We start from the raw sequence: 22,875 nt of genomic DNA, 5'->3' as shown, positions 1-22,875 counted from the left end.
GCCGCTGCGCACGCCGCTGCGCACGCCGCTGCGCATGCCGCTGCGCACGCCCCCATATGTATGTTTTTATGCATGATTTTTTGGCGGGAATGCCGTATTCTTGCCGCCTATCCCGTGCTCCCATCGAAAGGCTTCACATGAAGTGGAAAGTTCTGGCAGCGAGCATCATGCTCGGCGCCGCCTCGCTCGCCCAAGCGGCCGTCAGCGCCGATGCGCGCAGTTTTACCCTGCCCAACGGTATGAAATTCATCGTGCTGGAAAGCCGCGCCATCCCCAACGCGAACATGTACACCTTCTGGAAGGTCGGCTCGCGCAACGAGCAGCCGGGCACCACCGGGCTGTCGCACTTTTTCGAGCACATGATGTTCAACGGGTCCAAAAAGTACGGCCCCAAGATGTTTGACAGCACGCTGGAAGCCAAGGGTGGCTCCAACAACGCCTACACCAGCAATGACGTGACGGTGTACCAGGACTGGTTTCCGGCCGCATCGCTGGAAACCGTGTTCGCGCTGGAGAGTGACCGCATTGGCCACCTGTCCATCGATCCCAAGCTGGTCGAGAGTGAACGTGGCGTGGTGCTGTCCGAACGCAGCACGGGCCTGGAAAACTCGAACATCCGCCTGCTGTCGCAGGAAGTGTCTGGCGTGGCGTTCCAGGCGCATCCCTATTCCTGGCCGGTGATCGGTCATGAGTCGGACATCAAGGCCTGGACCCAGGACGACCTGGTGAGTTTTTTCAAGACCTATTACGCGCCCAATAATGCGGTGGCCGTGATCGTGGGCGACGTCAAGTTCGACGAGGTCAAGCGCCTGGCAACCCGGTATTTTGCCGCCATTCCAAAACGCGCCCTGCCGCCCAAGGTACGCACGGTTGAACCGCCGCAGACCGGCGAGCGCCGCCTGTTCGTGACCAAGGCCTCGGCCACGTCGCCAAACCTGATGGTGGCTTACAAGACCCCGCAGGCGAACCACCCCGATTACTACGCGCTGGAAGTCTTGCAGAGCATTCTGGCAGAAGGAAAAACCTCGCGCTTGTACCAGGCACTGGTAGAGCAGCAGCTGGCCACTTCGGTTGGCGCATCCGGTTCGGACGGCTTCGACCCCGGGCTGTTCGCCGTGTACGCGGTGGCAGCTGACCAAGTCACCCCGGCGCGCCTGGAGCAGGCGTTGCTGGCAGAAGTCGCCCGCGTGAGTAAAGATGGCGTGACCGAAGAAGAGCTGCAAAAGGTAAAGAACCAGAAGCTGGTCAACCTGTACCGTCAACTTGAAACCATCAACGGCAAGGCGCAGAACATCGGCTGGTACGAGACATTCTTTGGCGACTACCGGAAACTCGATGAAGTACCGGCGAACTTCAAAAAGCTCACTCGTGCCGACATCCAGGCAGTAGCGGCCAAGTATCTCGTGAAATCGCAGCGCACCGTGGGCGTGCTGGCAGCAAAGGAACCTGAATAATGAAGATGATTGTTAGCGCAGGCCTGCTGGCCGTCGCGGCGCACGCCGGTGCCGCCGAATTTCGCCTGCCGGCTTTTGAAACCACCAAGCTTCCCAACGGGTTGACCGTGTACTTGATGGAGCGCCATGAGGCACCCATCATTGCCGTGCGCACGGTCGTCAAGGCGGGTTCCGTCAACGATGGCTCCCAGCCTGGGCTGGCCACGCTGACGGCAGACGCCACCCTGCTTGGCAGCACCCAGCACAGCAAGGCTGACATTGACAAGGCGTTCGACTTCCGCGGCGCCATGCTCGCCGCATCTGGATCGGCAGAACAGCTGACCCTCGATGCCGACTTCGCACGCGAGGATGCAGCGGAACTGATGCCGTTGCTGGCAGAGATGGTGGTCTCGCCCTCGTTCGATGCGGCCGAACTGGCCAAGCTGCAAAAGCGCAGGCTGATTGGCCTGTCGCAGGCAAAGGAAGCGCCGCGCAATGTGGTCAAGGCTTACTACAACAGCATGCTGTTTGGCAGCTCGCCGTACGCCATTCCTGAACGCGGCACCATCGCGTCGATGACGGCGCTGCGCCAGCAGGACGTGCAGGGCTTCCACCAGCGCTACTACCGGCCGGACAACGCGGCCATCGTCGTGGTGGGCGACTTCAAGACGGCCGATATGAAGGCGCGCATCGCATCGCTGTATGCGAACTGGCGCGCCACCGGGCCGGCACCGAAGACGCAGGACAATGGCAAAGTCAACGCGGACAAGGCGCGCGTCTGGCTGGTGAACAAGCCCGATGCCATTGAGACGACCTTCATGATCGGCGGCCCCGGCATCGCACGCAACGATCCCGACTACGTACCGCTGCAGGTGCTCAATACGGTCATGGGAGGACGCTTTACATCGTGGCTGAACGACGAACTGCGTGTCAATTCAGGCCTTACCTACGGGGCGCGAAGCGAGTTTGCGACCCTCTCGCAGACGGGCGTATTTGGCATTTCCAGCTTCACCGCGCTACCCAACACCAAGCCGGCGCTCGAACTGGCGCTCAAGACCTACAACCGGCTGTGGGACAAGGGCATTCATGCAGCGACGCTGGAATCGGCCAAGGCTTACGTCAAGGGCCAGTACCCGCCGCGCTTCGAGACCAGTAGCCAGCTTGCCTCGCTCCTGGGCGACATGTTTGTCTCCAACGTGGGACGGGAACAGATCGACAATTTCATGCGCGATGTTGATGCACTCACGCCGGCGCGTGCCAAGGCACTGGCCGAGCGCCACTTCCCACGCAAGAACTTGCAGATGGTCCTGATCGGCAAGGCGGACGCGATCCGGCCGATCGCGGCAGCGTATGGTGAGGTGACGGAGCTCGATATCAACGCCGACGGATTCGGGCCGGTGGCAAAGTAAGCTGGTGATTAAAACGAGCAAGCCGCATTCAAGGATGCGGCTTTTTTATGTCTGCAGCCGGATCTGGCTGCGCAGCATGGAGGCGGGAAATCACACCATCATCCCTGCTCCGGCCGAGGTGTGCTGCAGACAGCGGCCGCACCAGCCCTTGCTTGCTCAAGCATGAAGCGGCGGCTGATTTCATCGTGATAAGGGTTCTCGCTTTCACAAAAACCCGCAGCCAGGTCTGCCTGATAAGCAAGCTCATCATCTGAGAGCCGCGTGATATCGCTGCGCCATGCTGCACGGCCAAAGACGACCCACCATGCCAACAAGGCGAAAAGGCAGAGCCAAATTACGGCTATCATTGTTAGCATATTTATCTCATTTCCACGCACACAGAAACTTCATTTGACGCATGGAAACATCTTACGCGTTTATTGCTCGATGTCAAAGGCAAGGTTTTGAGATCTAGAGGGTCCAGGCAATAGTGCGCCCAGGACCAAGGTGCTGTGGCGCTGGCGACTCGTGCATCGCGCCAGGCCGGTCGACAATGAACGGTCTGAAAACACTCTGAAGATGACGAGTGCGCAGGCGACGGCAGCCAATCCGTTTGCGCGGTGGCGATTTACTCAACCAACATGTAAGTAGTCACCCGCAGTAGCGATTGCGGAACGATGGGATATTGTGAGGCGGATGAAAGTGCGAAAAAGTCTTTGCGCCTGGAGCGGGTGAAGGGAATCGAACCCTCGTCGTAAGCTTGGGAAGCCGTATCATAAATCCCGGAGTGCCGGGCCCTATGGGTGGAAACCGCTCCACAACTGGCAAAGTACGGCGCGCTATAATGCCCGCAACAGCAGGCCTCAAAAAGCATTTGTGGAGCGAACTTGGAGCTGAATAGACAGCAAATCTGCACCGCGCTGGGCGTAAGTGAATCGACCGTCCGCCGCCTCGAGAGCGAGGGTCTTCCGTTCGTTCGTGTGGGCGCGCGCTCTAAGCGCTATAACTTGGAGGCGTGCAAAACTTGGCTGCGCCAAAACCCGCCGGAAACCCGGCATAAGATTTCGCAAGCATTGCCCGCCGCGCTTTCCGATGAGTGACCTTTTCTTGACGCGCGACGAGGTCGCAGAACTCACAGGCTGGAAAACGAAGACAAAGCAAATTCAGCACCTCCGAACCCTCGGCATGCGATTTTGGATAAACGGACAGGGTTTGCCAGTTGTACCGAGAAGCGCCATCGAAGGTCTTAGGCCACCATCGGAACCGGCGCGGGTCAAAGTAACGGCGCCTGCGTTTCTTGAACTTCAGCACCGGGACGAGAAAGGGAACTGGATTCCGCCAGGGCTCCGCACCCCCAAAAAGGCATAGTCGGCCAAGTGGTCTGTCCACCCGAGATGACTCTTTAGTCGTCGAAAAGCGCTGGTAGATAGGGAGTAGGCTACCATGGCACATGGATAACGGATTCTTCGCCGCAAGGCTCAAAAAACTGGACGCCGATCTCATCGAGGCCGCGCTTGAACTCACCCGTCACAGGGGCGCGCAAACACTCCTGGTTCCGGTACCGGGCACATATCCCCAAGTTTACGTTGCAGTCGGCACGCCTGAACAAATTGAAGTTGCTTTCGACATTGCCCCGACTGGAGGAAGCGCATGAGCCAGTCAAACGCCCAGGAACGCGCCGGCTTCGCAGCCCGTCTAAAAAGGTGATGGATCAAATGGGCGTAACAGGGAATATAGAATTGGCCCACCAGTTCAATGCCCATAGCGATGAGCCACCAATTACCGTCCACGCGGTTCGCAAATGGCTGATGGGCGAATCTCTTCCGACCCAGGCGCGACTGCAGGTCTTGGCAGACTGGGCTGGGGTGTCGGCCGCCTGGCTCCGTTTCGGTGAAGCCGGCCATGGTCGCGCCGGATCTGGCGAGCCAGGGTCTCCAGAGAAGAGAGAAGAGCAGTTACTCTTCAGCGACTACCTCTTACTAGATCTCCAGCAAAAGAAAGTCGTTCGCGAGCTTGTTGCCATCTTGCTGCGTTCCCAACAGCAGGGCCACCGCTAGAATATGTACCAAAAGCCAACTCAAGACTCTGCCCCTTAAAATTTTAGCAAGCCTGACTTGACTAATAGAAATGTTAAGAATAGTATAAGCACGCCCGTATTGTTGGCTTATTAACAATAGTCTATTTAAGGTCATCTCATGTTCAAAAGTATGGTCGTCGCAGGACTGCTCACCTCAGCCGCATTAGTAACCGGCGCGATAGCCGCGCCCGCGACAGTAAAACCAAGTAGCCTTCAAGTAGTCGTCGTTAAACGCGGCACAGTAGTCGCCGTAAAAAGCAGCGACTACATGCACCGTTATTTCTATTCTGGAAAGAGGCTTTCTAGAGTCGTCGACCAACTTGGAGGAACAACACGAATCCGTTACGACGAAGATGGGCAACCAGATTACGTTATCCTCCCGGATGGTGAAATTCAAGACGTGGAACTGAAGGGCGACCATAAATTCAACGTGATCAAAGCGCTGAGCGGCCAAGTTTTTCTTCAGTTGAAACCACCCGTATCGAAGCGGCATCAAGAATTAGCCACCCCTCAGGACGTACGAGAAAATAGTGTGACTTCCGGCCCAGCAGTTCAGACCATGGCAGGGACACCAAGTTTAAGCGACGATATTTCTACCCCAATGTGGGATTGCCATACTGGGCAGGACGGTATCCAAATCTGCACGGGCGGTGGCGTCTTGGAGGACACCTACGTGCCGCCATATGATGGTGGTATAGTGATCGGCGACGTCGGGGCGATCCCAGAAGAAGGCGGCAGCGGCGGCGGTGAGCAGACTCCGGAAGAGTGTAAGGACGATGTTTGTGAAGACGCTAAAAGGGATATGGACGCGGGCTGCCGAATGCTAAGCCCCGTTGAGAGCGCACGGTGCAGATCCAAGAACATGGATTACTACGCGAGATGTCTACGTAGCTGCGAGAATGGAGATTGGTCCTGGCTCGATTGGTTCAATTACATTTGGTAGATTATTTTTGGCGGGGAGTGGGTCATGCACGAGCTTAAAGCCGTATTCAAACAAGCAATAAGCGCCTTTGAAGCTAACGACTTTGAAGGTGCGCTCCGCCATTTCGTATGGCTTCACGACAACCCTAATCGCAACGACTTGTCTTCGGAGATGTTCCGACGCGCAAACGGATTTCTCGCGTGGGGAGGTCTAGCGACTAAATACCCACCTGCGAGACAAAAACTGCAAGAGCTCTTGGCGATCAAAGTGGCTCATCTCCGGGATCACCCTGAGGACACATTTGTAAAGGCAGACGCTGGAGCTATGCAACAAGCCCTTAACATGTTTGAATAGCTCCGTAGTCAGTCGTCCGAGACTAAATTGATGTGCTCCTGAAGGCTAAGCAAGCCTTGAAAACTAGCTTCCACTTAGTCTGCTGATAGTCTCGTCCTTCGACTTGCTTCCGCGCGTGGTGCCGAACTCGAACGAGAAGATCTGCTCGATCCAACCCAGTGAGCGCCCCAGGATCAGCGTGATCGTGGCCTTGGCGAAGTCATCCATCGCACTCTGCCAAACGACAATAAACAGGCAGAAGATGACTAGCGCGCCCGGAGCGTGTCAATGATTTTGAAACACCTGGTTGAATTGGTGAGAGTCTAAATCTCGGATCTCAGGCAGCTTTCGTCTCCATCGCCGGTGGGTTAATCCATGCTGCCGTTGGTAGCTTCTGCGGCTGCGGCATGCGGTGTTTGAAACGGTTCGGCGTGCGCTGGAATGCATCTGCCAGAGTGGCTTGTCGTTGCTTGCGTACTTCGATCGCGCGACCGGTGTGGACGCTCTCGGGCGTCATCATTCCGATGCCGGAATGGCGATGCTGCTGGTTGTACCAAGTGAAGAACGTGGCGCAGTGAGCGCGCGCGTCAGCCAGCGAGCCAAAACGTGCTGGGAATCCGGGCTGGTACTTCATGGTCTTGAACTGCGCCTCCGAGTACGGGTTGTCGTCGGAGACGTAGGGCCTGCTGTGCGACTTGGCGATGCCCAGATCGGACAGCAGCGTGGCCACTGGCTTAGAGCGCATGCTGCTGCCTCGGTCGGCATGCAACGTCAGCGCGCCCGGCGAGATGCATTCCTTAGCGGCGGTGTCGGCGATGAGTTGCTCGGCCAATTCGGCGGTTTCCTGCTCGGCCACCATCCAGCCGACGACGTAGCGGCTGAAGATGTCGAGTATGACGTACAGATGGAAACAGGTTCCTCTGACCGGCCCCTTCAGTTTCGTGATGTCCCAGCTCCAGACTTGATTGGGCACCACGGCCAGCAGCTCGGGCTTGGCGTACTCTGGATGGCGTAGTTGGTTGCGCCGCTCGCGCACGGCGGCGCAGCCCTGCAGCAAGCGATACATGGTGCGTACCGAGGCCACATAGCGCCCTTCGTCGAGCAACTGGGCGTGGATGGCTGCAGGCGCGCAATTGGCGAAGCGCGGGCTGTTGAGCACGTCAAGTACGACGCGGCGCTCCAGTTCCGACAGCGCCAGCGGAGGCCGCCTCGCTGGTGCTGTCGCGACAGGGGGCGGCAACAGGCAGATGTGGCGCGCGGCGCGGTCGCGATACAGGGCGCTGCGTGGCAGACGCAAGGCGCGACACGCAGCGGCCAGGCCGACCTGCTCACCCAGGCTGTTGGCGGCATTAATCACTTCGGCTCGCTCGGTGTGTCGCTGGTGCTCAGACCCAGCAGAGTGGAAAGTTTTTTTTGGACGTCGATAATCAAGTCGGCCTTGACCAGCTTCGCGCGCAGGCGTTCTACTTCTTTTTCCAGCTCCAGCACGCGCCGCGTCTGGGCGGCAGCGGGATCAGCTTTCGGGCCGCGCTTGCGCTCCAGAGCGGCGACCTCGCCTGCAGCTTGACGCTGCTTGCGCCACGTCGCCAGGTGGGACGAGTAGATGCCTTCCCGACGCAGCAACGCGCCGATGTCGCCGGGCGCCACGCAGGCGTCAGCGGCGGCCAGAATGCGCAGTTTCTCGGCCTTGGAAAAAGCGCGCCGCTTGGCAGTGGGGACGACCTCGGGGTCTGGCCGTTGCGCTTCGGAAGGCGACACGTCGGTGGTGTCCGGGGGAGCTACTGGAGTGCTAATTTGATGCTTTCGGTTGTGCATTTGGGGACCTACTGCTGTACTCTAAATTAATCGGGTAGGTGTCTCAAGTTATATTGGCACAGGGGGGCCGGCGGCCAGGGCGTTGGCGCGGTGGTTCTTCTGGCCAGCCAAGGCGAGCTGCACGTCACGGGCCCGGGCGTTCTGCGTGTCCACCAGGTACATGTTCGCCAGCGCTTGATGGCGATCTTCCATGGCCAGCTTGAACTGCAGCGCGAGAATCGGATCTTCCTTGATGATGGCCACCGCGTTATCCGGTTCCTTCGCGCCGGTCACTACCTTGGCGATATCGATCACGTGGGTGGCCACCTCGCTGGCCTTGTCGTTGCCGGTGATCAGTTTGAGAATGCCCGGGGCGAACGGGGCCAACTTAAGTGCCAGGGTGATAAGTGGTGCCATGATTAACCTTTCGGGGTGTGAGTGAGAATTTTGCTGATTGCGTCCGGGGCCATGTCGACCGCCCACAGCGCGAAGGCGATACCGACCCAGATGCCGAACAGGACGGCGATGCCGTGCGTGAGCCAGGTCATGCGATTCCCACGCGGTTGAGCATCCATCCATAGAAGAACGCCTCATTCGCCGCGCGCTTTTCGGTGATCTCCAGGTAGCGGGCGCCCTGCAGGCAGTTCAGCGCGCGCGCAATGACCACCTCGCCGGAGTAGCCCCGCTTTGCCAGCACCGAGCGCAGCGCCGAGATCGTCGCCGGCCCGATTGCGCCGTCAACCACCAGGTCCGGGAACAGCCGGGCTTCCTGATTCATAGCGTTGAGGATTCGCTGCAGCCAGGCGCCGGGCAGGCTCACGCCCATGTTCACACCGGTATCGATCATTTCCTCGCCAATGATCTGCGACACGGCCAGCACCAGGCCGAAGCCGGGCTTGTTGATGTAGTCGTGCGTGTAGACGGCGGCGGCGAACTCACGCGGGAGCGCGCGCATGTCGCCGGCGTAGCCACGCTGGCGCGCCACCGCCTCGGTGATCCCCCAGCGCGTGGGGCCGCCGCGATCCGCCGGGTGCGCGCTGTACTCGCCCTCTCGGGCGATCAGGTCGTCGATAATCTTCATTTGGGATTCCAGATCGAGTAGATGACCGCCACCGCCGCGCCGATGGCCGCGACCCACTTGGCCGGCCGCTCGAGCCAGCCCAGCACCCGCACGCCACCCTTCATGTTGTCGACCGCAGCAATCAGCTCTACGATCTTGTCCACGTCGAGCTTCTTAATCAGGGAGGCCAGCTGCTCCTGCCCATCCAGCATCATCTTGTTCATCTGGTTGCTGGCCTGCATATTCCCTTTCATGGTGTGCATGTCGAAGGACAGCTTTGCGACGTGCTCAATCAGGAGCTCGAAACGGTCTTCTGGCGTTTTCGCTTTCGCCAGGTCGAGGTACAGCGCCCCTGGGCCAGATCAAGCCGATGCACATTCGCCAGTTCCTGGACGACCACAGCGACAAGCCGACGACGGCAAACCGCTGCAAGCGCCTCTTCTCGACGATGTGGAACCATGCGCGCGGCTGGGGCTATACCGACCTCCCCAACCCGTGCGAAGGCATCAAAGGGTATTCGCTGGCCAAGCGGACCGTCTACATCACGGACGCCGTCTATGCGGCCGTGTACAAGCACGCCAGCGCGCCGCTGCGCGACGCCATGGACCTGGCCTACCTCACCGGCCAGCGCCCTGCTGACGCGCTGCGCATGACCGAGCACGACATTATCGAGGGGCATCTTATCGTCACGCAGGAGAAGACCAAGCAACCGCTGCGTATCGTGATCAGCGGCCGCCTGGCCGAGCTGGTGAAGCGCATCGAGGAACGGAAGGCCGGCTACAACATCGTCACTGCGGCGCTACTGGTCAACATGCATGGGAAGCGCATGACGCCAGCCGTACTGCGCAACCACTTCGACCGCGCGCGCGACGACGCGGCCGCGGCGACACCGGCGCTGGCCCAGGACATCAAAGCGTTTTGGTTTTACGATTTGCGGGCGAAAGCCGCAGATGACACGTCTGACGATCGCGGCGACCAGGCCGCCAGCGATCTGCTTGGACATGACAGTGTGAAGACAACGCAGAGACACTACCTGCGCAGGGGGAAGATCGTGGACCCTACGAAATAACTTGATCCTGGCTAGCCTGGGTGGCCCCCTCGTTTTTAAGCGTGACTTGAAAACCAGGGGCCGACAGGACCTCGGCTTCTGTCTCAACTTGAATGCGAAGAACGGCACTTTTTTCGAACTTTAAACCTTGTAAAGTAATAATTATGCCCCGGACATCAAAGTTCGCGGGCCTGCCATCGGAAACGTTTACAGGCAACTGCTCCATAACGGGCACATCCATCTGCTGCAAAATCTCGTCATCTCGAAAGAGCTTAATCAGCATCTTCTGGAACGGCTGCTCGTGTGGAGTCTGCGCAGTTAGTACAATGCACAGTTTGGGTAATGTCAACTCCCCTGGCTGCTCTGCGAGCATTTGACTCTGATACGCCCCCACGAAAGTCATTTTGCCGCCGACCTCCTGCCTAACGTCGTCGCAGTACAACGTATGAATGAAGCGTGGGCAGAAGTAGCTCATGCTTGCTCTTCCTGTTTGCGACGAGCTGAGCTCACTGCCACAAAGACATCCGCAGCAGGAAGGGCAAGGGCTTTAGCGATGGCCTCAATTGTTGACATTTGAACGTCATTACTTCCGCTCTCTAGTCGCGCTACGTACGGCTGCTTCTTGCCCATGGCTTCCGCCAGTTGAGATTGTGACATCCCTTTCGCAAGGCGCAACTGAGCTAAGCTAGGCTCTTCACCTGCCAAACGACCTGCAATCTTTTGGCGAGCACGAGCATAAGCCGCTGCCTTTCGCGGATCTTTCTCCCGTTGCGAAACGAGTGCGCCGATCGAGACCCCATGGGTAGAGTGAGTCGCTGCCGGCGGCGCCATATCGAACGTAACTTTGGTGTACATAAGGCCAGTTACCGTCTTGGCCGACATGTCAGTAACTTGGAAGACCCAGCCGCTCGTACTCTGCGCGAACTCTGGTGACAATTGGGTGTTGGATATCATAATTAAAGTCCCTTGAAACGACCGCTAGAACATACATCGTGTCTGTTGTCGGGTTGTGAGCGTAGATTACACGATACGGAACCACGCTGCCCTGCCAGTCCCAGAATTTTAGACGGTAGAGGTTCAAACCTTTTTGCCATAAGCTAACAAATCTATCTGCATCAAAGGCCGGCGTATCAACGTTGCGGAAGCGCCGCTCAGTCAAGCGACTCATCAGCGTCGCGTCGCACGAAATTTCCTCCAGCGCCGTCTCAATTTCCGCAGCGCTGTCCTCATCAACATCCCATAACTCTTCTAAATCGTTTTGCGCGGATGGTGTGAGGAGGAGGCTGACCATTGTATATAACTTTTAGGTTATGTGCAAAGACTATGCAGGGTTGTTGGGGATAGGTCAAGCATCATTTCACTTGGACAACCAATATACCACGGCATAGGTCCGAGAGAGCACTCAAGCCGCCCCCCCGGGAGATGTCAGTGGGAGTTTTGTGGAGCGCGTTGAGTTTTGTGGAGCGCGAGGAAGCCAAAAACCACCCGCTCTCTCCTATGGAGCGGGTGAAGGGAATCGAACCCTCGTCGTAAGCTTGGGAAGCTTCTGCTCTACCATTGAGCTACACCCGCGTCACGCGTATTCTACGCGCGTAAGCCGCGGTTTGACAAATTTCTAACGTGGGAAACGAGCATCCGCATTGCAGCAAGGGACATCAGAAGCGGCGTCGGCCATGCGCTCAGGGCGCCGGGGCGTGAGCGTTCTTGCGCACGAATGGACCGGCAGTGGCATCCCGGCTGTGCGTGATCGGAAAGGGCAGGAATAGAACCGTCTCCTGCCGTGTACTGCAAGGCGCGGAACGCTGGTCCGGCTGGGCAGCCGCGGCGGGAGGGACGGGTTTGACTAGCGCGCAGCAACCATGCGCATGCTGATGAGTGGGGTGTTGGCGGCCATACTGGCGTTTGGCGGGACCATGAGCAGTTCGCCCGTCACGGCGCCGAACTTGTCGTGCTGCAGCGTGATTTTCAAGGTGCGGTCGCGTGCCACGAATACCCCAGGCGAGGCGGCAACGAGTTCATGAAATTGGCCTTCGCCAACCTTGGCGTACATGCGGCGGCCAGTCTGGGCCATCACCATCGACTGGCCATTGGACAGATCATAGCCGCCCTTGTACTGCCCGAACTCTTCGGCAAACAGGCGGTAGGTCTTGACGGGCAAATCGATCTGGTAGCCGCGCACCGTCACTTCTTGCGGCGCAGTCAGGTCCTGCGCGAGCGCGGGCACGGCAACAGCGCCCAGCAGCATCATCATCAACAGCTTTTTCATGTTCTTCCCCTTGGTGTGCATGTGATCCGGTATGCGATATGCATATCCCGGGCGGCGGTAAAAAAACCTGCCCGCCTTCTCACTATAGGCAGCTTTTTTCCCTTGCATAGGGGGTGCAAAGCAGAAGAAGGCAATCGCTGCCACCTTCCGCATTTCATCCAACTTCCCATGTACACAGCCTCGGTTTTGCCGAATTTGCAGCATGCATATTTTGGGCTCTTATTCGGGACGCTCGACCTGGTAACCCTTCGCTTCCAGTGCCGCCAGATAGCCTTTTTCGTCCAGGATGGTTTGCATCCGCAAGACGGCGAAGGTGGATTTGTTCTGCGTCAGGGCGCGCTCGGCGTTGGCCATCCACAAGTTCCGGATGCGCTCATCAAGATCCTTGAACGCAGCCATGTTCTTGATGGCCTCGTTTTCCCGCATCGCCTTGTCGCAAGGCAGTTCACGGTCGGCATAGCTGAGCTTTTCAATGGCCGACAAGGTGCCGCGGGCCCAGGCGTTTGCCCGTGCGTGCATGGCGCCGATGTCGCCCTCGATCCGGTTCAGCGTTTCGGTAAAGCAGGCCACATCGTTCATGGGCGACTTCTTGAAGTCTTTCATCATTTGCGCCGGATCGGCCGCGTCGATCTTGATGAAGACGGGCGTTACCTTGACCTGATGCTTTTTAACCAGCGCGCTGATCGTTTTCGTCACCTCCCTGCCATTGGATAAGCCCGCGCGCTGGAGACCCGTGCGCAGCAGTGTTTGCGCGGCGAAAAATGGCCGCTCGCGCTCGATTCCTGCATTCTCACCGATGTATTTGGCCTTCAGTACGCTCCAGCGGCCATACACATCCGGCGGCAGCACTTGCTGCAAGGTCGCGCCGTCGGGATTCTTCTTCAGACCAAACACATGAGGCAGCAAGGTCAAGCCCTTGAAGATGCCGACGGATACGCCGCCCCCGGGCTGCGGCAGGTATTCCTGTGACTGGGCAATCGCGGCCTCGACCTGCTGGGAGCGCCATTCCATCTTGGTGGGCAGCGGGCTGTACACACCGAAAATCCACAGCACATTGTCGCCTTTGCTCACCTTCCACAAACCTGGGCCGGGACGCTGGCCGATCACGGTGACGGTGCCACTGGCAACTTCCGCCGTCGCATCCTGACCCTGCGACTGGCTTGCTGAGGGAACGACATTTTCCTGGCCCGACGCTGCCGTTAAGGCCAGGGCCAGGGTACATCCAAGGGTAAGACATTTCATGAGATCGCGGCCTTCGAGATGGTTGCAATGTAGTCAATATGTTAAAGCACGAAGTCATTTTCGAGGAGTAATAATTGGTAACTGTTATCGATTGCCTGACGTTGTATTTCTGCACTTATTGAAAGCGACACAAGGAATGGATTGCCAACTTTTCTAGGTGTCTATACATTGTTAGCGGCAATGGACATACCTTGACGGGAAGGCACGGGCTATCAGTGTCTGGTCGAGTAATGGCGGAGATGGTGCCAACAATAAGAAGCGTGCGCGGCGAACCCGCCATGGCTTCAAGCGCACACAGAGGCGCAATAACAACCATGTGGTTTTTTTCGAGAACGTATTGCCTAAGGAAATTTCATGACAAAAGCAACAGCCATTCACATCGCAGTACTCATGCTTTGCAGCGGCGTCGCCGCCGCCCAGGACACGAGCGCGCCACAAGCAGCGCCGGCACCAGTTGCGGCCGAAGCGAGCACTGACGATGTGCAGAAAGTCACCATTGTCGCCACCGGCAGCCGGGGTTCCCAGCGTACCGTGGTCGACGCGGCCGTACCGGTCGATATCCTGGCCGCCAAGGAACTCACCAAGAGCGGCCAGTACACCCTGGACAAGGCGCTGGGTTTCCGCGTCCCATCGTTCAATACCGTGCAGACCCCGGTTAACGATGCCACCTCCATGCTCGACCCTTACGAAATCCGTAACATGGGCCCCAGCCGCGCCCTGATCCTCATTAACGGCAAGCGCAAGAATTCCAGCGCGCTCGTCTATGCCCAGACTTCGCCGGGCCGCGGTGAAAGCGGCTCCGATATTTCCGCCATTTCGCCGGACGCCATCAAGCGCATTGAAGTGCTGCGTGACGGCGCTTCGGCCCAGTATGGCTCGGACGCCATTGCCGGCGTGGTCAATATCATTCTCAAGGACAGCCCGACCGAAGGCGCCATGACCCTGCGTGCCGGTGTAACGGGCGAAGGCGACGGCAAGATGGGCGCCATCAGCATCAACAATGGCATGAGCCTGAACGGCCGCGGTTTCGTCAACTACACCCTCGACGTTTCCAAGGTGGGATTGGCCAGCCGCTCCGGTCCGCTGAGCGTGGGCGGCGAAGCTGCCACCTTTGGCGTGTCCGAGGAAGAAGTCCGGCGCTTCCTCGATGTGTATCCCGACGGCCGCAACATTAACGGCTCGCCCGAAACCAAGGCCGCCAAGATCCTGGTCAACGCGGGCATCGACCTGGAAGATGGCCAGCGCGCCTACGGTAACTTTGCCTACATGCGCAAGGATGTCAACAGCTTCGCCAACTACCGCACCCCTTACTGGCAGCCCACCGATTCGGGCAAGCTGACCCCGGCGGGCTCCCCTTACATCGGCTACGGCCCCACGCTTGACGGCAAGCTGACCGATTTCAACGGCACCGCCGGCATCAAGGGCGAGATGATGGGCTGGTCTTCGGACATCAGCATCACCTTTGGCGGCAACGAGCAGAATTACCTGGTCGGCAATACCGTCAACCAGCGCATGGGCGCGGCGTCGCCCACCAGCTTCAGCGGCGGCGGCGTGAACTTCTATCACACCGTGTTCAATGCCGACCTGAGCAAGCAAATCACCGACAAGGTCAATGTGTACTACGGCGCCGAAGCGCGCTGGGAACAGTTTGAAGTCGAGGCCGGCGATGCGGCATCCTACGAAAACGGCGGCGCCGACTCGTATGTCGGCAACGAGGCGCGCAACGCAGGCACCTTCAATCGCCGCAATTATGGCGCCTATGTCGGCAGCAACATCGACATCACCGAGCGTTTCCTGGTCGATATCACGGGCCGCTACGAGAACTACAGCGACTTCGGCAATGCCACCGTGGGCAAGCTGAGCAGCCGCTTCAAGCTCAACGATAAAGTAACCCTGCGCGGTTCGCTGTCGTCCGGCTTCCGCGCGCCGTCGCTGCACCAGATCTATACCCAGAAGGCGCAATATTCCTTCGTGGCCGGTGAAGGCATCAAGGTGTCGGGCCTGGTCAACAACGTTTCGCCGGCGGCCCGCCTGCTTGAGGTGGAACGCCTGAAGGCCGAGAAGTCCAAGAGCCTGACCCTGGGCCTGGGCGTGCAGCCGGACCGCAATACCAGCATGACGCTCGACTATTACAATATCGAGATGAAAGACCGGATCGTGCTGGGTAACGAGATCTATCGTACCGATCCAACCATCCCGGGCAGCAAGGTGGACGCCACGCTGGACACGCTCGACCTCGTATCGCTGAGCTACTTCAGCAATGCCCTCGACAGCAAGACTTCCGGTGTCGACTACGTGTTCTCGCGCAAGAACATGAGCCTGGCCGGCGGCAAGGCGACCTTTAACTGGTCCGGCAACTACACGCTCAAGAACGAGCGCAAGGGCAAGGTCAACGATATCCCTGACGTGGCGGCCTCGGGCCAGTCGGTGCTGGACGTGACCCAGGAAGCGCTGATCTTCACCTCGCGTCCCAAGCACAAGAACATCATTGGCGTCGACCTGGACTATGCCAAGGTGAACTTCTCGCTCAACAACACCGTGTTCGGCCCGACCACGTTCTACCAGGCCGGCATTGACCCCGACCTCAAGACCGAGTTCAAGACCCGCACCGTGACCGACTTTGCGATCAACTACAACATCAACGAGCGCATGACGCTCACGTTCAATGTGAACAATGTGTTTGACGTCAAACCGAAGTGGGAGTTCAAGGCGCTCAATGCAGCCGGCCAGGCCAAGCTGGACAGCACGGCAATTGTCGACTATGGCACCTTCCGCCAGGAGCAGTCGGACCTGATCACCTTTAACGGCCGCTATCCGATCACCACCTATGACGGTTCGCATTTCAGCCAGCTGGGACGCATTTTCAACGTGGCACTGAGCTATCGCTTCTAAGCACCAGCGTCACTGCAGCAAGCCAGCCGCTGTCGGCTGGCTTTTTTTTCGCCTGTTTCCTAGTCGCGGAACAGGTGGGCGAAGGTACGGCTGACCGGCAGCTTTTCGCTGCTGCCGCGCACCAGCACTTCGAGCCGCTCCGCATCCACCCGTTCCACGGCGCCGATGGCCTTGACGTTGACGACCGTGGCGCGATGAATCTGCCAGAACAGCTCGGCGTCCAGGCCGGCCAGCAAGTCCTTGAGCGGGATCTTTACCAGGGCTTCGTAGTCGCGCAGCACGATGCGCGTGTACTTGGTGTCGGACTGGAAAAACAGGACATCCTGCACATCAATCAGGCGAATCTGCTTGCCCACGGTGGCCTTGATCCACTTCATCTTTTCCGTGGGCGCCTGCGGCAGCCGCGCCTGCAGGTGGCGCAGCAGGTCGCCCAGGTCGGCCGGCGGGGCGGCCAGGCGTGCGCGGATGCGCTCGATGGCGCGCGCCAGCCGCTCCGGCTCCACGGGCTTGAGCAGGTAGTCGACGGCGCCGGCATCGAAGGCATCGATCGCGTACTGGTCGTAAGCGGTCACGAACACCACGTGCGCGCCCTTGCCGATGCGCCCCGCCACTTCCAGTCCGGACAGGCCGGGCATACGGATGTCAAGGAACACGACATCGGGCTCGTGCTCCAGGTAGCCGTCCCAGGCATCCACGCCATTTTCGGCTGTCATCACCACTTGCGCCGCGGGCCACTGCGCTGCCAGCATGCTCAGCAGGCGTTCGCGCATCAGCGGTTCATCTTCGGCAATCAGGATTCTGGTAGTCATGCGCTGGTCCGCTCGAGAGGTAACAGGATATCGGCTGCCACGCCGCCGGCGTCCATTTCGGTAAGCGCCAGGCTGGCCGCGTTGCCATAAGCGAGTTGCAGGCGCTGGCGGATATTGGCCAGCCCTTCGCCATTGCCGGGCTGGGCAGACAGGCCCACCCCGCTGTCGCGCACCGACAGATGCAGCACGCCCTGTTCCAGCGCCGCGCTGACGGTCATCTCGCCCCCGCGCAGGGCCGGTTCCAGGCCATGCTTGATGGCATTTTCGGCCAGCGTCAGCAGCATCATGCTGGGCACTTCCTGCGCCGCCAGCGCGGCGGGCAGATCCAGCCGGTAGCGCAGGCGTGTTCCCATGCGCATTTGCATGACCTGGAGGTAAGCTTCCACCAGCGCAAAATCGTCACGCAGCGTCACTGTATCGCGCCGCATGCCGTCCAGGCTGGAGCGCAGGAAGGCAATCAGGTTGGCCGTCAGTTCGGCCGCGCGCGGCGCCGTGTCCTGTGCCAGTTGCTGGACTGCACCCAGCGTATTGAACAGGAAATGCGGTTCAATCTGGGCTCGCAGCAAGCGCAGCTGCGATTCGCTCATGATGCGCGCCGAGCGTTCGCGCTCCGCTTCCAGCTGCATTGTCGCGGTCAGGGCTTCGTACTGCTGGTTGCGCCACATGGCAATCATGGCCAGCGGCACCATGATCGACAGGGTGCCGGCCACCAGTCCCAGGGAAAATTGCACCGACTCCGAATTCAGCACTTCGCTCAGGGTGAGGCCCCGCTCCATGCCGCGCAAGGCGGCGCCAACGAGAACGCCCACCGCGAGGCAGGCGGCCATGAACAAGCCGACGCGGGCCGGCTTGCGGGCCAGCTGCCGGTAGTTGAACCAGGAGAGGACAAAGCTCAACGCGATGCCAAGACCGCCCAGATTGGCCACCACGATCGTATTGATAAGTTTCCGGTCCGGCATGAAATAATGGACGAGCACGCCAAACAGGGAACACAGCATCATCATGGCCGCGATCCACGCATACGAGCGCCATCCACGGTACTTGTAAATGAAGTTGCGCAGCTGCATGCGTTCGATGTCGGACAGCTTCGGCACCTTGGCATGCATCCGCTGGCGCGGGCCGGGCGCCAGGGTGGCGGCGTCGCCGGGGCGTTCCAGCATGCGCATGCTGTCTTGTTCCCATCGGCGATGGCGCGCAACCAATTTGTTCCACATGTCATTCTCCGTTCGGTTCGATCAGGCGCCCACTGTACGGCGTTCCCGCCGGGCCGCCACGCTCAAGGCGACGAACGGCGGCGCCGCGGGTATGAAGCACGAAGCGCGCGCGGCCGTCCGCGGGCTGCGGCGCGGACGACCGCGGACGCTGGCACCGTGCCCGCGCCCAGCCGGCTCAAGGGCAGCAGTCTACCTCAGCCGTTGGCACAGCAATTGCTAAACGGTTCTGACAACCTTTTCGAAAGCCTCCATGCGCCTGACCGTATTTCTGCTGTTGTCCCTGTTGTCACTGCCGGCGCCGCCCGCCGTCGGCCAGACGCCGCTGTTGTCCGCCGCGCAGCTGGGCGAAGACCTGGCGGAGATCCAGTCGCACATGGCCCTGATCCATCCCGACCCAGGGTTTGCCGGCCAGGGCGGCGATATTGCGCAGGCCATGGCGCGCGTCGGCGAGCAGCTCACTGTCCCGCTGTCGCGCGAGCAGGCATGGGCCGCGTTCGCCACGCTGAACCCCGCCTTTGCGGACGCCCATATGCAGGTCACCGTGCCCGACGTCATGGGGCAGACGCGGGCCCATCTGGATGCAGGCGGCAAGCTGTTTCCGTTCGAAGTGGTGGTCGAACCCGATGCCACGCTGCGCATCCGCAGCGCGCTCGGCGGCGGCAGCACCGCCTACGCGGGCGCTGCGATCACCCGCATCAACGGGCAGCCTGCGCAGCAGGTGGTGCGCACGCTCCTGGCCCGCGCAGCCGGCGACAGCGAAGGCTTTCGCGCCAATCATTTGTCGTGGCGCATGTGGCTCCCCTACTGGAAAATGTTTGGTGCCCCGCCCAGCTTCCAGATCGAAATCGCGGGCAAGGGATTGGTCCAGGTCGCGGCCAGCGGCGCGCTGCCCGAAGCCCTCAAGGAAGACTTTGAGCATCTGTTCCGCTTCGATATCTTGCCAGGCGGCGCGGCGCTGCTAACCGTCAGCGCCTTCATGGCGGAAGATCCCCGGCGCTTCCTGGCCTTTACCAGGGCGGCCTTTGCCCGCATGCAGGCAAGCGGCGCCACCGTGCTGATCATTGACGTGCGCCAGAACGGGGGCGGCGATGACGCTCTGTGGAAAGAGGGTATCTTGCCGTATCTGGCCAGCAAGCCTTATCGCCACACCTCCAGCTATATCAAGAAAGTCATCGCCGGGCGCGACAGCGCCGCGGAAGCCCTGGGCAGCGTGGTGCGCGCCGACCATCACAAGTGGCATCCGCCGGAGCTGGCCAATCCGCTGCGTTTCACGGGACAGACCTACGTGCTGGTGGGACGCATGACGTATTCATCGGCCGTGCTGTTTGCCAATGTGATGCAGGACTTTGGATTTGGCAAGCTGGTGGGCGAGCGCGGCTATGCGCGTACGCGTCAAAGCGGTGGCACCCAGGTACGTACGCTGCCGCATTCAGGCTTGACACTGGTGGTGCCGCGCATGGTGCTGGAACGTCCGGCAGGACCCCAGGCCCAGCCCCTGCTGGCGCCGGATATCGTCTTGCCCGATGATCCCGTCAACCGGCGCGGCCTGATTGACGCCCTGCTGGCGTGGCATCACCGGCAGGCGGCGCAGTAAAGTCTGCTGGCGCGCCATCACAGCCCCAGCTGCCGCGCCTCGCGCAAACCGGCCACCATGACCTCAAAGGCCTGGGCCTTCATGTCCTCGCCCGGCACCCGCAGGATGTAGGACGGGTGGTAGACCGTCACGATCCAGCGGCCCTGGTGCATGAACGGTTTTCCGAGCACATCCTTGAGCGTGGCATGGGGATTGCCCGTCACGGCCTTGAGCGCCGTGCTGCCCAGCGCCACGATCACCTTCGGCTGCACCTGGGCCAGCTCGCTGTCGAGCCAGTAGCTGCAGGCTTCCACCTCGCGCTGGGCCGGGGTCTTGTGCATGCGCCGCTTGCCGCGCGGCTCCCACTTGAAGTGCTTGACCGCATTGGTGAGATAAATGGCGCCGCGCTCGACCTGCGCATCCTGCATGGCGCGCGCAAGCAGCTGCCCGGCCGGCCCCACGAACGGCTCGCCGGCCAGGTCTTCCTGGTCGCCCGGCTGCTCGCCCACCAGCATGATGGCGGCCGTCTCCGGCCCCACGCCCGGCACTGCCTGGGTGGCATCCTGCCACAGCTCGCAGCGGCGGCAGGCGTCAAGCGTGCTGGGGGTATCGCGCTGGGGCTGGGCCTTGTCGGGCGCAATGGGAATCACGGTGCCGCCGCGCTCGCCCACGCTGCGGGTCTGGCCCACCTTGCGCGCACCGGCCGCGGCCTGCGTCACCATTGCGGGCACGATGGCGCCCTCGGGCAGGTTTTTCCAGAAGCGCGATGGAATATGGCCGTGCATGAGTTCGGCATTGAGGCGGGCCGGGTTGAAGATGCTGCGGTAATAAGTGAGCCACAGCGCTTCGCCGGCGTCATCGATGTCTTCCGGGCCGCGCATGAGGGGGCCGGTGCTGTGCAGCGTGGTGCCATCCCACATGACGCTGGCCTCGGGCGTGGCAATCATCCAGGTGACGCGCCCCATGCGCGCGGCGAAGTGCTGCGCCACCTGGGGCAGCACATCGTGACCGGGCTCGAACCAGGCGACAAAGCGCGGTGGCCCGGCCTGTTCGTGCCGTTCCCGAAAACGGATGTAGGCATGCATGTCATGCTCCTCGCGCTTGACTGCCTTGACCATGGACGTCAGCTTGGCGCCATCTTCGTCGGCCGGTGAAATGACATCGTGCTCGCCCTGCTGCCAGCGCCACAGCACCAGGTACAGGAAGGCCCAGCGGTTGGGCACCCGGCAGCAGGCGGCCGTCTGCAGCATGTCCATGAGCTTGCGCGAGATGCGCACCGTGGGGCTTCCCCGTTTGACTGCGGGCGCGCCTTGCGGTTCCTCGGCATGCGCAAACAGGTCGCCGCCGTCTTTTTGCGAAATCCACTGCACCGCATGCGGCGGCACGTGATGGCCGAGCAGGTCGCGCGCTGCCGTGCGCCACTCGTCAAACGAATGGACCAGCACCGGACGGCCTGCGGCCACGGTGGCGGCGGCGCCTGAACCGCTCATCAGGCTGCCTGCAGTTCCGCCCATAGATCGAGCTGTCTGGGGGAATGTTCGGCCATGGAGCGGCGCAGCACTTCCGAGGCGGTGGTATCGGCGGCGGGGCGGTAGTCGGCCGTGACGATGAAGGGCGCGATTTTCTTCATGCTGCAGCGCAGGCGCGTGAGGTCGGCGTAGCGGATGCGGCGCAGGCGGCGCAGCTCCACCAGGCGTTTGGCATTGCGCAGGCCAATGCCGGGCACGCGCGCGATCATGCTTTCCTCGGCCATGTTCAAGTCCAGCGGAAAATGTTCGCGGTGCGACAGTGCCCAGGCCAGCTTGGGATCGATGTCCAGCGCCAGGTTGCCGGCGGCAGGCAACAGTTCGCCCGCCTGGAAGCCGTAGCCGCGCATGAGGAAGTCGGCCTGGTACAGGCGATGCTCGCGCTGCATGGGCGGCGGCGCCAGCGGTACCGTGCCCGGGCTTTGCGGGATGGGGCTGAAGGCCGAGTAATACACGCGCTTGAGCTTGTAGCTGCCATACAGGGTCTGGGCGGTGGACAGGATGGTCTTGTCGTCGCTGGCGTCCGCGCCCACGATCATTTGCGTGCTCTGCCCGGCCGGGGCAAAGGTGGGCGACCTGGGTTCTTCCGCCTTTTCGTCAAGCTTGCGGCGAATGGACCCCATGGCCAGCTTGATGGTATGGACGTTCTTTTCAGGCGCCAGGCGCTCGATGCTGCCTTCGGTCGGCAGCTCGATATTGACGCTGAGCCGGTCGGCATACTTGCCGGCGGCGGCAATCAGGGCCGGGTCCGCGTCCGGAATGGTCTTGAGGTGGATGTAACCGCGGAAGTGATGGACCTCGCGCAGCTGGCGTGCAATGGCCACCAGCTGCTCCATGGTGTAATCGGACGACTGGATGATGCCGGAACTGAGGAACAGGCCATCGATGTAATTGCGCAGGTAAAAGTCGACCGTGAGCTTGACCACTTCGTCGACGGAAAAGCGCGCACGCGGCACGTTGGAAGTGCGGCGGTTGACGCAATATTGGCAATCGTACACGCAGAAATTGGTGAGCAAGATCTTGAGCAGGGACACGCAGCGCCCGTCCGGCGTATAGCTGTGGCAAATGCCCATGCCATTGGTGGCGCCAATGCCATCCTTGCCTTCTGACGTGCGCTTGGGCGCCCCGCTGCTGGCGCAGGAAGCGTCGTATTTGGCCGCGTCCGCGAGAATTTCCAGCTTGTCCATCAATTCCATGGTGTCCGGCCTTTGTCCTGATTACTGTATGCCCATACAGTATAGTACACCACGCCGGGCGCGGGCGCAGCACGGCTGCGATGGGATGGCCAGAATGTGGCG

26 protein-coding genes and 1 tRNA gene are annotated in these 22,875 nt (G+C 60.5%); 10 read left to right on the top strand and 17 right to left on the bottom strand.

What is annotated here, in order from left to right; genetic code table 11:
- Window positions 1-137 precede the first annotated feature (137 nt).
- Window positions 138-1,454: a pitrilysin family protein gene (locus KY495_RS10875; protein ID WP_219883642.1), complete on the top strand. Its 1,317-nt coding sequence runs from the start codon at window positions 138-140 to the stop codon at window positions 1,452-1,454.
- A complete protein-coding gene (locus KY495_RS10870; protein WP_219883641.1) occupies window positions 1,454-2,842 on the top strand; it encodes a pitrilysin family protein in 1,389 nt (462 codons plus the stop codon). The genes KY495_RS10875 and KY495_RS10870 overlap by 1 nt, the downstream gene beginning before the upstream one ends.
- Before the next feature lie 98 nt (window positions 2,843-2,940).
- Here KY495_RS10870 and KY495_RS10865 read toward each other — a convergent pair whose 3' ends face one another.
- Window positions 2,941-3,198, bottom strand: coding sequence for a hypothetical protein (locus tag KY495_RS10865; RefSeq protein ID WP_219883640.1), 258 nt, complete (start codon window positions 3,196-3,198; stop codon window positions 2,941-2,943).
- A 715-nt stretch (window positions 3,199-3,913) separates the two neighbouring features.
- Here KY495_RS10865 and KY495_RS24380 point away from each other — a divergent pair.
- The 5 genes from KY495_RS24380 to KY495_RS10840 all read left to right on the top strand — a co-directional run bounded on the left by KY495_RS24380 (window position 3,914) and on the right by KY495_RS10840 (window position 6,174).
- Window positions 3,914-4,189, top strand: coding sequence for a DUF4224 domain-containing protein (locus tag KY495_RS24380; protein ID WP_219883639.1), 276 nt, complete (start codon window positions 3,914-3,916; stop codon window positions 4,187-4,189).
- 82 nt (window positions 4,190-4,271) lie between these two features.
- Complete coding sequence (locus KY495_RS10855; RefSeq protein ID WP_219883638.1) at window positions 4,272-4,475, top strand: hypothetical protein; 204 nt, start codon at window positions 4,272-4,274, stop codon at window positions 4,473-4,475.
- A 52-nt stretch (window positions 4,476-4,527) separates the two neighbouring features.
- Window positions 4,528-4,878, top strand: a complete 351-nt coding sequence (locus KY495_RS10850) for a hypothetical protein (RefSeq protein WP_219883637.1) — start codon at window positions 4,528-4,530, stop codon at window positions 4,876-4,878.
- Window positions 4,879-5,016: 138 nt separating this feature from the next.
- Window positions 5,017-5,841, top strand: coding sequence for a hypothetical protein (locus tag KY495_RS10845; RefSeq protein WP_219883636.1), 825 nt, complete (start codon window positions 5,017-5,019; stop codon window positions 5,839-5,841).
- A gap of 24 nt (window positions 5,842-5,865) precedes the next feature.
- The gene (locus KY495_RS10840) at window positions 5,866-6,174 is read left to right on the top strand and encodes a hypothetical protein (protein WP_219883635.1); all 309 of its coding nucleotides are present in this window, start codon (window positions 5,866-5,868) and stop codon (window positions 6,172-6,174) included.
- Between the two features lie 63 nt (window positions 6,175-6,237).
- On the opposite strand, the gene KY495_RS10835 is transcribed toward KY495_RS10840, so the two are convergent.
- The 6 genes from KY495_RS10835 to KY495_RS10810 all read right to left on the bottom strand — a co-directional run bounded on the left by KY495_RS10835 (window position 6,238) and on the right by KY495_RS10810 (window position 9,261).
- On the bottom strand, window positions 6,238-6,381 hold the full coding sequence (locus tag KY495_RS10835; RefSeq protein ID WP_219883634.1) for a hypothetical protein: 144 nt from the start codon (window positions 6,379-6,381) through the stop codon (window positions 6,238-6,240).
- Between the two features lie 109 nt (window positions 6,382-6,490).
- A protein-coding gene (locus KY495_RS10830; RefSeq protein WP_374040954.1) for an IS3 family transposase occupies window positions 6,491-7,968 on the bottom strand; the annotation gives its coding sequence in 2 pieces (ribosomal slippage) (window positions 6,491-7,540 and window positions 7,543-7,968; 1,476 coding nt in all).
- 48 nt (window positions 7,969-8,016) lie between these two features.
- Window positions 8,017-8,364, bottom strand: coding sequence for a hypothetical protein (locus KY495_RS10820; protein WP_219883633.1), 348 nt, complete (start codon window positions 8,362-8,364; stop codon window positions 8,017-8,019).
- Window positions 8,365-8,366: 2 nt separating this feature from the next.
- A complete protein-coding gene (locus KY495_RS24220) occupies window positions 8,367-8,495 on the bottom strand; it encodes a hypothetical protein (protein ID WP_267876172.1) in 129 nt (42 codons plus the stop codon).
- Window positions 8,492-9,028: a glycoside hydrolase family 108 protein gene (locus tag KY495_RS10815; protein WP_219883632.1), complete on the bottom strand. Its 537-nt coding sequence runs from the start codon at window positions 9,026-9,028 to the stop codon at window positions 8,492-8,494. Before KY495_RS10815 ends, KY495_RS24220 begins: the two co-directional genes overlap by 4 nt.
- Complete coding sequence (locus tag KY495_RS10810; RefSeq protein WP_219883631.1) at window positions 9,025-9,261, bottom strand: hypothetical protein; 237 nt, start codon at window positions 9,259-9,261, stop codon at window positions 9,025-9,027. Before KY495_RS10810 ends, KY495_RS10815 begins: the two co-directional genes overlap by 4 nt.
- 116 nt (window positions 9,262-9,377) lie before the next feature.
- Here KY495_RS10810 and KY495_RS10805 point away from each other — a divergent pair, with 116 nt between their 5' ends.
- Window positions 9,378-10,076: a tyrosine-type recombinase/integrase gene (locus KY495_RS10805; protein WP_219883630.1), complete on the top strand. Its 699-nt coding sequence runs from the start codon at window positions 9,378-9,380 to the stop codon at window positions 10,074-10,076.
- Here the strand turns inward: KY495_RS10805 and KY495_RS10800 are convergent.
- The 6 genes from KY495_RS10800 to KY495_RS10775 all read right to left on the bottom strand — a co-directional run bounded on the left by KY495_RS10800 (window position 10,066) and on the right by KY495_RS10775 (window position 13,563).
- On the bottom strand, window positions 10,066-10,530 hold the full coding sequence (locus KY495_RS10800; protein ID WP_219883629.1) for a hypothetical protein: 465 nt from the start codon (window positions 10,528-10,530) through the stop codon (window positions 10,066-10,068). The two genes, KY495_RS10805 and KY495_RS10800, sit on opposite strands and share 11 nt — an antisense overlap.
- Window positions 10,527-10,937 carry a helix-turn-helix domain-containing protein gene (locus KY495_RS10795; RefSeq protein WP_219883628.1) on the bottom strand — a complete coding sequence of 137 codons (411 nt, stop codon included), beginning with the start codon at window positions 10,935-10,937 and terminating at the stop codon, window positions 10,527-10,529. The genes KY495_RS10800 and KY495_RS10795 overlap by 4 nt, the downstream gene beginning before the upstream one ends.
- Window position 10,938: 1 nt before the next feature.
- A complete protein-coding gene (locus KY495_RS10790) occupies window positions 10,939-11,346 on the bottom strand; it encodes a type II toxin-antitoxin system RelE/ParE family toxin (RefSeq protein ID WP_219883627.1) in 408 nt (135 codons plus the stop codon).
- A gap of 207 nt (window positions 11,347-11,553) precedes the next feature.
- Window positions 11,554-11,627, bottom strand: a tRNA-Gly gene (locus tag KY495_RS10785).
- Window positions 11,628-11,898: 271 nt separating this feature from the next.
- Complete coding sequence (locus KY495_RS10780) at window positions 11,899-12,321, bottom strand: hypothetical protein (protein ID WP_219883626.1); 423 nt, start codon at window positions 12,319-12,321, stop codon at window positions 11,899-11,901.
- A 219-nt stretch (window positions 12,322-12,540) separates the two neighbouring features.
- Complete coding sequence (locus KY495_RS10775; protein WP_219883625.1) at window positions 12,541-13,563, bottom strand: TraB/GumN family protein; 1,023 nt, start codon at window positions 13,561-13,563, stop codon at window positions 12,541-12,543.
- 354 nt (window positions 13,564-13,917) lie between these two features.
- Between KY495_RS10775 and KY495_RS10770 the strand changes: the two genes are divergently transcribed.
- Window positions 13,918-16,455, top strand: a complete 2,538-nt coding sequence (locus tag KY495_RS10770) for a TonB-dependent siderophore receptor (protein ID WP_219883624.1) — start codon at window positions 13,918-13,920, stop codon at window positions 16,453-16,455.
- A gap of 59 nt (window positions 16,456-16,514) precedes the next feature.
- Here the strand turns inward: KY495_RS10770 and KY495_RS10765 are convergent, their stop codons facing one another.
- Window positions 16,515-17,264: a LytTR family DNA-binding domain-containing protein gene (locus tag KY495_RS10765; protein ID WP_219883623.1), complete on the bottom strand. Its 750-nt coding sequence runs from the start codon at window positions 17,262-17,264 to the stop codon at window positions 16,515-16,517.
- Window positions 17,261-18,478: a sensor histidine kinase gene (locus KY495_RS10760; protein WP_219883622.1), complete on the bottom strand. Its 1,218-nt coding sequence runs from the start codon at window positions 18,476-18,478 to the stop codon at window positions 17,261-17,263. The genes KY495_RS10765 and KY495_RS10760 overlap by 4 nt, the downstream gene beginning before the upstream one ends.
- Window positions 18,479-18,728: 250 nt before the next feature.
- Here KY495_RS10760 and KY495_RS10755 point away from each other — a divergent pair, with 250 nt between their 5' ends.
- Window positions 18,729-20,072: a S41 family peptidase gene (locus KY495_RS10755; protein ID WP_219883621.1), complete on the top strand. Its 1,344-nt coding sequence runs from the start codon at window positions 18,729-18,731 to the stop codon at window positions 20,070-20,072.
- A 17-nt stretch (window positions 20,073-20,089) separates the two neighbouring features.
- On the opposite strand, the gene KY495_RS10750 is transcribed toward KY495_RS10755, so the two are convergent.
- Window positions 20,090-21,541, bottom strand: coding sequence for a UdgX family uracil-DNA binding protein (locus tag KY495_RS10750; RefSeq protein ID WP_229518576.1), 1,452 nt, complete (start codon window positions 21,539-21,541; stop codon window positions 20,090-20,092).
- Complete coding sequence (locus KY495_RS10745; RefSeq protein ID WP_219883619.1) at window positions 21,541-22,773, bottom strand: putative DNA modification/repair radical SAM protein; 1,233 nt, start codon at window positions 22,771-22,773, stop codon at window positions 21,541-21,543. The genes KY495_RS10750 and KY495_RS10745 overlap by 1 nt, the downstream gene beginning before the upstream one ends.
- Between the last annotated feature and the right edge of the window lie 102 nt (window positions 22,774-22,875).

Origin of the sequence: Massilia sp. PAMC28688 (assembly GCF_019443445.1) — a bacterium.
Taxonomy (GTDB): domain Bacteria; phylum Pseudomonadota; class Gammaproteobacteria; order Burkholderiales; family Burkholderiaceae_D; genus Telluria_A.
The sequence above is the reverse complement of the archived record's forward strand: the minus strand, read 5'-3'. Positions and strand labels throughout refer to the sequence as shown.

What these genes read in the sequence shown, in the direction of transcription:
- KY495_RS10875 (WP_219883642.1), top strand. Translation starts at nt 138, where the DNA reads ATGAAGTGGAAAGTTCTGGCAGCGAGCATCATGCTCGGCGCCGCCTCG.
- KY495_RS10870 (WP_219883641.1), top strand. Translation starts at nt 1,454, where the DNA reads ATGAAGATGATTGTTAGCGCAGGCCTGCTGGCCGTCGCGGCGCACGCC.
- KY495_RS10865 (WP_219883640.1), bottom strand. Translation starts at nt 3,198, where the DNA reads ATGCTAACAATGATAGCCGTAATTTGGCTCTGCCTTTTCGCCTTGTTG.
- KY495_RS24380 (WP_219883639.1), top strand. Translation starts at nt 3,914, where the DNA reads ATGAGTGACCTTTTCTTGACGCGCGACGAGGTCGCAGAACTCACAGGC.
- KY495_RS10855 (WP_219883638.1), top strand. Translation starts at nt 4,272, where the DNA reads ATGGATAACGGATTCTTCGCCGCAAGGCTCAAAAAACTGGACGCCGAT.
- KY495_RS10850 (WP_219883637.1), top strand. Translation starts at nt 4,528, where the DNA reads ATGGATCAAATGGGCGTAACAGGGAATATAGAATTGGCCCACCAGTTC.
- KY495_RS10845 (WP_219883636.1), top strand. Translation starts at nt 5,017, where the DNA reads ATGTTCAAAAGTATGGTCGTCGCAGGACTGCTCACCTCAGCCGCATTA.
- KY495_RS10840 (WP_219883635.1), top strand. Translation starts at nt 5,866, where the DNA reads ATGCACGAGCTTAAAGCCGTATTCAAACAAGCAATAAGCGCCTTTGAA.
- KY495_RS10835 (WP_219883634.1), bottom strand. Translation starts at nt 6,381, where the DNA reads ATGGATGACTTCGCCAAGGCCACGATCACGCTGATCCTGGGGCGCTCA.
- KY495_RS10820 (WP_219883633.1), bottom strand. Translation starts at nt 8,364, where the DNA reads ATGGCACCACTTATCACCCTGGCACTTAAGTTGGCCCCGTTCGCCCCG.
- KY495_RS24220 (WP_267876172.1), bottom strand. Translation starts at nt 8,495, where the DNA reads ATGACCTGGCTCACGCACGGCATCGCCGTCCTGTTCGGCATCTGGGTC.
- KY495_RS10815 (WP_219883632.1), bottom strand. Translation starts at nt 9,028, where the DNA reads ATGAAGATTATCGACGACCTGATCGCCCGAGAGGGCGAGTACAGCGCG.
- KY495_RS10810 (WP_219883631.1), bottom strand. Translation starts at nt 9,261, where the DNA reads ATGAAAGGGAATATGCAGGCCAGCAACCAGATGAACAAGATGATGCTG.
- KY495_RS10805 (WP_219883630.1), top strand. Translation starts at nt 9,378, where the DNA reads ATGCACATTCGCCAGTTCCTGGACGACCACAGCGACAAGCCGACGACG.
- KY495_RS10800 (WP_219883629.1), bottom strand. Translation starts at nt 10,530, where the DNA reads ATGAGCTACTTCTGCCCACGCTTCATTCATACGTTGTACTGCGACGAC.
- KY495_RS10795 (WP_219883628.1), bottom strand. Translation starts at nt 10,937, where the DNA reads ATGTCGGCCAAGACGGTAACTGGCCTTATGTACACCAAAGTTACGTTC.
- KY495_RS10790 (WP_219883627.1), bottom strand. Translation starts at nt 11,346, where the DNA reads ATGGTCAGCCTCCTCCTCACACCATCCGCGCAAAACGATTTAGAAGAG.
- KY495_RS10780 (WP_219883626.1), bottom strand. Translation starts at nt 12,321, where the DNA reads ATGAAAAAGCTGTTGATGATGATGCTGCTGGGCGCTGTTGCCGTGCCC.
- KY495_RS10775 (WP_219883625.1), bottom strand. Translation starts at nt 13,563, where the DNA reads ATGAAATGTCTTACCCTTGGATGTACCCTGGCCCTGGCCTTAACGGCA.
- KY495_RS10770 (WP_219883624.1), top strand. Translation starts at nt 13,918, where the DNA reads ATGACAAAAGCAACAGCCATTCACATCGCAGTACTCATGCTTTGCAGC.
- KY495_RS10765 (WP_219883623.1), bottom strand. Translation starts at nt 17,264, where the DNA reads ATGACTACCAGAATCCTGATTGCCGAAGATGAACCGCTGATGCGCGAA.
- KY495_RS10760 (WP_219883622.1), bottom strand. Translation starts at nt 18,478, where the DNA reads ATGTGGAACAAATTGGTTGCGCGCCATCGCCGATGGGAACAAGACAGC.
- KY495_RS10755 (WP_219883621.1), top strand. Translation starts at nt 18,729, where the DNA reads ATGCGCCTGACCGTATTTCTGCTGTTGTCCCTGTTGTCACTGCCGGCG.
- KY495_RS10750 (WP_229518576.1), bottom strand. Translation starts at nt 21,541, where the DNA reads ATGAGCGGTTCAGGCGCCGCCGCCACCGTGGCCGCAGGCCGTCCGGTG.
- KY495_RS10745 (WP_219883619.1), bottom strand. Translation starts at nt 22,773, where the DNA reads ATGGAATTGATGGACAAGCTGGAAATTCTCGCGGACGCGGCCAAATAC.